This window comes from Allocoleopsis sp., from assembly GCF_036703385.1.
Lineage (GTDB): Bacteria > Cyanobacteriota > Cyanobacteriia > Cyanobacteriales > Coleofasciculaceae > Allocoleopsis.
In genome coordinates this window covers 1-6,693 of sequence record NZ_DATNPA010000285.1, presented here as the reverse complement: position 1 = coordinate 6,693, position 6,693 = coordinate 1, and the positions used below count along the sequence as shown (strand labels likewise).

7 protein-coding genes are annotated in these 6,693 nt (G+C 46.1%); 6 read left to right on the top strand and 1 reads right to left on the bottom strand.

The window, feature by feature from the left end:
• Positions 1 to 338: 338 nt before the first annotated feature.
• Positions 339 to 818 carry an orange carotenoid protein N-terminal domain-containing protein gene (locus V6C93_RS13740; protein ID WP_333477220.1) on the bottom strand — a complete coding sequence of 160 codons (480 nt, stop codon included), beginning with the start codon at positions 816 to 818 and terminating at the stop codon, positions 339 to 341.
• 158 nt (positions 819 to 976) lie between these two features.
• Here V6C93_RS13740 and V6C93_RS13735 point away from each other — a divergent pair, with 158 nt between their 5' ends.
• The 6 genes from V6C93_RS13735 to V6C93_RS13705 all read left to right on the top strand — a co-directional run.
• Positions 977 to 1,855, top strand: a complete 879-nt coding sequence (locus tag V6C93_RS13735; protein ID WP_333477219.1) for a glucose 1-dehydrogenase — start codon at positions 977 to 979, stop codon at positions 1,853 to 1,855.
• A gap of 225 nt (positions 1,856 to 2,080) precedes the next feature.
• Complete coding sequence (locus tag V6C93_RS13730) at positions 2,081 to 2,797, top strand: SRPBCC family protein (protein WP_333477218.1); 717 nt, start codon at positions 2,081 to 2,083, stop codon at positions 2,795 to 2,797.
• Positions 2,798 to 2,974: 177 nt separating this feature from the next.
• Entirely contained in the window at positions 2,975 to 3,358 is a 384-nt protein-coding gene (locus V6C93_RS13725; protein ID WP_333477217.1) for a hypothetical protein, read from the top strand.
• A 563-nt stretch (positions 3,359 to 3,921) separates the two neighbouring features.
• Positions 3,922 to 5,106 carry a ParM/StbA family protein gene (locus tag V6C93_RS13715; protein ID WP_349262710.1) on the top strand — a complete coding sequence of 395 codons (1,185 nt, stop codon included), beginning with the start codon at positions 3,922 to 3,924 and terminating at the stop codon, positions 5,104 to 5,106.
• Between the two features lie 5 nt (positions 5,107 to 5,111).
• Positions 5,112 to 5,648: a plasmid segregation centromere-binding protein ParR gene (locus tag V6C93_RS13710; RefSeq protein ID WP_349262709.1), complete on the top strand. Its 537-nt coding sequence runs from the start codon at positions 5,112 to 5,114 to the stop codon at positions 5,646 to 5,648.
• Between the two features lie 512 nt (positions 5,649 to 6,160).
• On the top strand, positions 6,161 to 6,693 hold a 533-nt coding region (locus V6C93_RS13705), incomplete at its 3' end, for a filamentous hemagglutinin N-terminal domain-containing protein (RefSeq protein ID WP_333477215.1).

Genomic DNA, 6,693 nt, shown 5'->3' with positions numbered 1-6,693 from the left:
TATTATGCAAAGTCAAAAGAATTCCAAAGAAAAATCCTAGGCTCAAGTTAAAAATACTTGTCTCTCAACCATTCCTCCTCTGTCTTGGCACCTATCCCACCCAGAAAAGTTCTACCTCTAAAGTCAGGGAAATACGACTTTAGAGGTTAGGTACCAGGGGAGTATCCTAAATCCCACTTTTGTATCTTTAGCCTTGTAGGGGCTTTCCAGTCGGAAAGCCCCTACATTAGATATCGCTGTGGTCATAAAGGTTAGGACAGAGTTAACGGCTGAAACGACCACGTAGCAGTAATAAACCTTCTGTCTTCTGCCCTGTGCCTTCTGTCTTTTGCTATACCTTAGATTTCAGCACCACCTTTGGCTTCAGCACCCATTGGTAATACGGCACCCCGGAGAAAATCGATTTGCTGATTAAATTCCATTGACTCTATTTGTCCTAACAAGCTTTTCCCAGCTGCGGGAAGTTCATAGTCAGGAGGCATGGGAATGATAGTTCCGTTTTCCATTCCTTGGGCTAAAAAGTACCAAAATGCCAGTTTGGTTTCAGGGCTTAAAGACCCGTACTCCCGACTAATTAAAGTGTTTGCATTTGAGGCAATATCACGCATCACTTGCAGCTGTTGTTCATGGGGCAGTTCTTTAACTTGATTGAACAACCCTTGAGCGATTTCAGAGCCAGAAGCTCCTGGAGCAGCAGGTGTAATTGAGCTACCGAGCTTGGTGTAAACAAACCACAGCAAACCGAGTTGATCGTCTACATTCAATGCCTTGAGGGCTTGTTTACCTTGGTCGTAGCTGCTGGTAGGAGCGTATGTCATAAATACCTATTAACTTCAACTCCTGAAACTTAACAAAACTAAAAAGAGGAGTTAAACCTACCAAAGATAGACGTGAGTAACCCTACTAGAGGCAGAGGTAAGGTCAATTTCAAAATGTGAAAAGGATGGTGCACAAGAAAAAAAAGGTGGGAAAGAAAGTGAGTAGACGGCTGGAAGGAAAGGTTGCGATTGTTACCGGTGCGGGTACTGGGATCGGCGAAGCGATCGCACACAAGTTTGCTAAAGAAGGGGCAAAAGTCGTAGTCAATGGACTACCGGATGACCCGATTCAGGACGTTGTTGAAGCCATCAATCAATACGGCGGTGAAGCAATTGCCTATGGGGGCGATGTCTCAGAACCCTCTCAGGCTCAAACTTGTGTCCAAACCGCGATCAAAAAATATGGGCGTCTAGATGTCCTGGTGAATAACGCGGGAGTGTTCTTGGCAACGGCTGAAACTCAGGACTATCCCATAGAGGTTTTCGACGAAACCATCAGGATGAATATCCGTTCCGCCTTCTTGATGACCAAGTATGCCTTGCCACACCTGCAAAAAACCCAAGGCAACATTGTCGCGGCTGGCTCAGAAGCGGGTTTCAATGGGGTGCCGAAAAACTCTCCCTATAGTGGTACGAAAGGTTGGATACATTCTTTTATAAAGGGTGTAGCAGCTGAACAAGCTAAATATGGTGTTCGCGCCAACTGTTTCTGTCCGGGTGCGATCGATACCGCTTGGACTCATAAAGAAACTGGGCCAATGGACGCCGAGATGGAAGAAATGACCGTCACGGCTGCTCTGATGGGACGACGCGGCACACCAGAGGAAATGGCAAATGTGTGTGCTTTCTTAGCCTCTGACGAAGCTAGCTACGTGACTGGAGCGCTATGGCTTGCAGATGGCGGTGTCACGATCGCCAAAGGCTCTGTTGGTCAGCAAACACCAGAGCCGCTGCGCAAGGAACCGCAGGGTGAACTGCGTCTAGATCACTCACAAGAAGGATTAGAGAACAAACAGGTTCAAACGGTTAGCTCGTAAACAGAGAGGAGGGAAGAAGAATGCCCACAAGCCGGAGATGAGAGTGAGATCGGGGCATAGACCCAACTTACTACTACCCTCTCAAGTTTCTGTTGTTAACTTCCTGGGTGCAATGGTGCGAAAAAGAGCGAGCTCAGGAAGTTAAATACCTTTTCTTTTCTATTGCTCATTCTCTAACTCCTAGCCCCTATATAACCATCCACAACGATTTGAGGACAAAAGGAAATGACAGCAGGACAAGACATCGTTCCCCATGAGCCGCACAAACCCAGTGAAACGAGCAGCGTCAGCGATTCTGAACGTTGGGCAACGCTGATTGGCGGCGGTGCAATGGTGCTTTTAGGTCTTAAGCAAGGCTCTCTCAGAGGTGCGTTAACGGCTCTTGCAGGCGGAGGACTGCTTTATCGCGGTGTAACTGCCCAAACCGGCATTCAGGACACAATCCAGAACACACTCGGCATGAATCAAAGTATCAAGGTCGAAAAGACCATGACCATTAGCAACAAATCCCCGGAAGAACTTTATCGCTTCTGGCACAACTTTGAACACCTGCCGCGCTTTATGAAACATATCAAGCATGTCAGCGTGATTAATAATACGCGATCGCATTGGATTGTTAGTGCGCCAATGGGTGGAAGTGTTGAATGGGATGCAGAAATCATTAATGACCAAGAGAACCGCTTAATTGCTTGGGCTTCTGTTGAAGGAGCAGATATAGATAACTCAGGGTTTGTGCGTTTTCAAAAAGCGCCTGCTGAACGCGGTACTGAGGTCAAGGTCGTGATCGAATACAACCCACCAGGGGGAGCGGTTGGAGATGCGATCGCTAAACTCTTCGGCGAAGAACCTCAACAACAAATTGGTGATGAGCTGCGCCGCTTCAAGATGCTCATGGAAACTGGTGAGATTGCAACAACGGAAGGTCAACCAAAAGGTAAGTAATTCCACCGTTTTCACCCCCACCTTATCCCTAGAAGAAGCTCCGAAAGGCTACGAACTGTCTAAGTATAACAAGACAAGTGCATCAAAATTCGGCTGAAACCTTAAAAATGAATTGAGGCTGCAAATAATCCCCAATTCCTAATCATCAGCCTAGACAGTATGAAATAAAGGATTTTTATGAACCGAATACTTTCTGGATTACAAAATACTTTTGTGCGTATCATTTTAACACTTTCTCTCGTAGCTATAGCATTTTTATTGAGTGCTGTTTTCGGCTACGGCAATTCGTTTCAAGCACAAGCTGAACCATTGACGCCTGAAGCAACTCAGTACCAAGTGAACAGCAAGGATAGCCCGTTCCGGGAAAACGAGCAAGAGAAAGTTAATTTACTCTTCCAAGAAAATAAGCAACCCCAAACGGCTTCAAAATCTACCCAAGAAATTGGCGAAGCCATTAGTAAGCCAGCCAAAACCGTGAAGCAAAATATTGAAAGTGCGGCTGGCAATGTTCGAGAAAAGCTGAATCTTGACCAACCGCTTTATCCAGGAACTGAATCTTGACCAACCGCTTTATCCAGGAACAAAAGAGGTTTTGGATGATTCAGCAAATGCGGTTAAGGGAAATCAAGGTTAATCCAAACGGGAGGGTTGCATAGCCAATAGTAGAGCCCTACGTTCCCGGTAGTGTTGACATTTTCATCACGCTCCAGAACAAGTCGCATCCTCCAGATCAGTCGTGAGCCTTTGTGCCTCACTCCCCCTCCTTGAACTAAGGGTTTACTCAAGCGGATGGTAATCGGCTACCCTACCGCTGCACGGCAAGTAAGTTATGATTGCTTCCCCAAGTTCTGAATGCTAACGCTCGACAATTCCAGCAGAACCCTCGCTAGGATTTATTGGTGGGAAAAATACAATCCCACCAAATTCTGCATTTATTTTATATTGAGGAATGTCCTTAGTTTTGACAAAATAGCCAAATCAACAGAAAGTCAGGAAGTAAATTTACGGATGCCAGCTCTAGGTGGCTGTAATAAATTTCTCAAGAACTTGCCTCCGTCCAAGGTATAGCATCTTGTTAGGATGGCATGATAATTTGTTGAAGCTAAGAGAGATTAGGAGTATTCATGACGGTTCAACAGTCTGCTGCTACGCCGATGAATTCGGCTTCTACGCCGGTGAATTCGGCCTCTACACCGATGAATTCTGCGGCTACCCCAATGAATAGCCCGAAGTCGGCGACGACTCCGGCAAATACCAGGCAACCTACCAATACGGGGAAATCGATTCTCAGCGTGGACTTAGGCCGAACATCCACAAAGACTTGTGTGTCACGCGACCCCAACAATGTAGTTTTCATTCCTGCTAACGTGAAGCAACTGTCAATGGAACAGGCTCGCGGGGGGATTTTTGAAGCTCGCGCCACCGATCCATTATTAGATATGTGGCTGGAGTATCAAGGAAAGGGGTACGCTGTTGGTCAACTGGCAGCAGACTTTGGGGCAAATCTCGGCGTAGGTCAATCTAAAGTTGAGGATGCACTCGCCAAAGTCTTGGCCTGTATCGGTTACTTCAATTTCAAAGACGATGTATCCGTCATACTAGGTCTGCCTTACCTTTCACAGGATCAGTTTGAACGGGAAAAGGCTCAGTTGGTCAGCCTTCTGAGTGGGCCCCATATTATGACTTATCGGGGCGAGTCGGTGTCGATTAACATTAGTAAAGTTTGGGTCATGCCAGAAGGGTATGGCAGCCTCCTGTGGTGTGAATCTCAACCCAAGAAAGGGCCAGGGCCAGACTTTACAAGACTCTCTGTGGCAATTGTAGATATTGGACATCAAACGACGGATTGTTTGATGGTGGATAGCTTCCGTTTTGCGCGAGGTGCCTCTAAGAGCGAAGCCTTTGCCATGAGTCAGTTTTATGAGCAAGTGGCCGCCGAAATTGAGGGGGCGGATAGTCAATCTCTATCTCTGATTACGGCAGTGAACCGACCCAAAGGCGATCGCTTTTACCGTCCCAGGGGTGCAACCAAGCCAACCAATTTAGACGATTTTCTCCCTAACCTGAAAGAGAGTTATTCTCGCGAAATTTGTAGCCGTGTGCTAGCATGGCTGCCGGAGCGTGTCACAGATGTGATTCTCACCGGAGGAGGTGGAGAGTTCTTCTGGGATGACATCCAACGCCTACTTAAAGATGCTAAAATCAATGCCCACTTAGCTGCACCCTCCCGGCAAGCAAATGCCTTAGGGCAGTATATTTATGGAGAAGCACAGTTGGCAGCATCGGCTACTCGCTCCGCTAAGGCTTAAAACTAATGTTCCCTTGGTCGAAAAAGATAACTAAACCGGTTACGTTCAATTCAGAGGTTGCTGACGACACTTTGTTAGCGGTTGTTGAGACGGAGTTAATGAAACAACCGCACAAAACGTTTAGCGATCTCTGTAAAGAGGCGCTATGGCAATTTTTGTGCGTACCCGAATCTGTAAGACCGACGACGCCCAAAGCGGGGCAGATGGAACAACCCGTGGCTGAACTCAAGCGCCAATTGGCTGAGTTTGAGCAGCGTTTTTTGCGTCAGGAATCTAGTCGATGGGAGGCAATAGAACCCAAACTGAATCAACTTTTGCGTCAGGAATCCAGTCGATTAGATGCAATAGAACGCCAGCTGAATCAACTCTCTGGGCAATTGGCGCAGTTGAGCCTGATTGTCAATCAGCAGCCGAAATCTGAGTCTTCTCGCCCGTTCGTACCAGAAGTAAAACAGGCGGAAACTGTGACTTCTACTGCTCCTCCAGCAGAAATTGACGATCCCTTGCTGAACCGCCTTAGTGCATTCTTAGATGATTTTTAACGCAAGAATCAGGGTGGTGTATTTATACGCTCTTAAGGGTCCCAAATAGCGATCGCATCCCAGGGAGTAGAACTGGATTTTTACAGGGATGCGATCGCTCTTAATTTTCAATCCCTTCAACGCATAACTTTGTACGCTCAGAATCTATCCTTCTGAACGGAGCAATAATTGAGCGCTGCCATCCAGCGAGCGCTTTTTTGGCAATGGCTGTTGCTCTTTGAGTTCCCTTGCCATTTCGCATTAGATGAGCTTGATGGCTTGTATCCCTGATGCACGAATTGATAATTTTTGTACTTTAAAGTAATAGGCTTTATTCAATCAAGTTACTCTCATCCAAAAGCTGAAATTTGCGATCGCTCTCAAACGGATCGTTTCGCTTCTAAGACTAGCTATTACAGAACTTCATTGATTATCCACTTCTACTCAGTTTAATCAGCTTTGAAATCAGGGATTTTGCCTGCGTTCCCCCTATAGAGGAATCGGGTATAAAACGAAAAGGATAAAAATTCTCTATGAAAAGAATTCAACATCTACTAATAATTCTATCTTTGGTAGGATGTATTCCTTTCACAGCCACTACGTTAATACTGAAAACGGCTAAATCGGTATCTGCTCAACCGATTATTCCTGCTGTTGATGGTACTGATACCCAGGTTACTCCTGATGGCAACCGCCTTGATATCACGGGGGGTCGTTTATCAGGAGATGGAGCCAATCTCTTTCATAGTTTTTCTCAGTTTGGTCTTGACACCAATCAGACTGCCAATTTTCTCTCGAACCCGAATATCCACAACATTCTAGGACGTGTGACTGGCGCTGACCCTTCAGTTATTAATGGTTTAATTCAGGTAACCGGGGGCAATTCCAACTTATTTTTGATGAACCCAGCCGGAATTGTCTTTGGCGCAAATGCTAGCTTAAACGTACCTGCTTCCTTTACAGCAACTACCGCTGAAGGAATTGGTTTTGGGGATAATTGGTTTAATGCTACAGGTATTAATAATTACACGGCCTTAGTCGGAACACCGAGTACATTTGCCTTTAC

Bases quoted from the DNA above. Each gene is read 5' to 3' on its own strand.
- V6C93_RS13730 (WP_333477218.1), top strand. From the start codon at position 2,081: ATGACAGCAGGACAAGACATCGTTCCCCATGAGCCGCACAAACCCAGT.
- V6C93_RS13725 (WP_333477217.1), top strand. From the start codon at position 2,975: ATGAACCGAATACTTTCTGGATTACAAAATACTTTTGTGCGTATCATT.
- V6C93_RS13715 (WP_349262710.1), top strand. From the start codon at position 3,922: ATGACGGTTCAACAGTCTGCTGCTACGCCGATGAATTCGGCTTCTACG.
- V6C93_RS13740 (WP_333477220.1), bottom strand. From the start codon at position 818: ATGACATACGCTCCTACCAGCAGCTACGACCAAGGTAAACAAGCCCTC.
- V6C93_RS13710 (WP_349262709.1), top strand. From the start codon at position 5,112: ATGTTCCCTTGGTCGAAAAAGATAACTAAACCGGTTACGTTCAATTCA.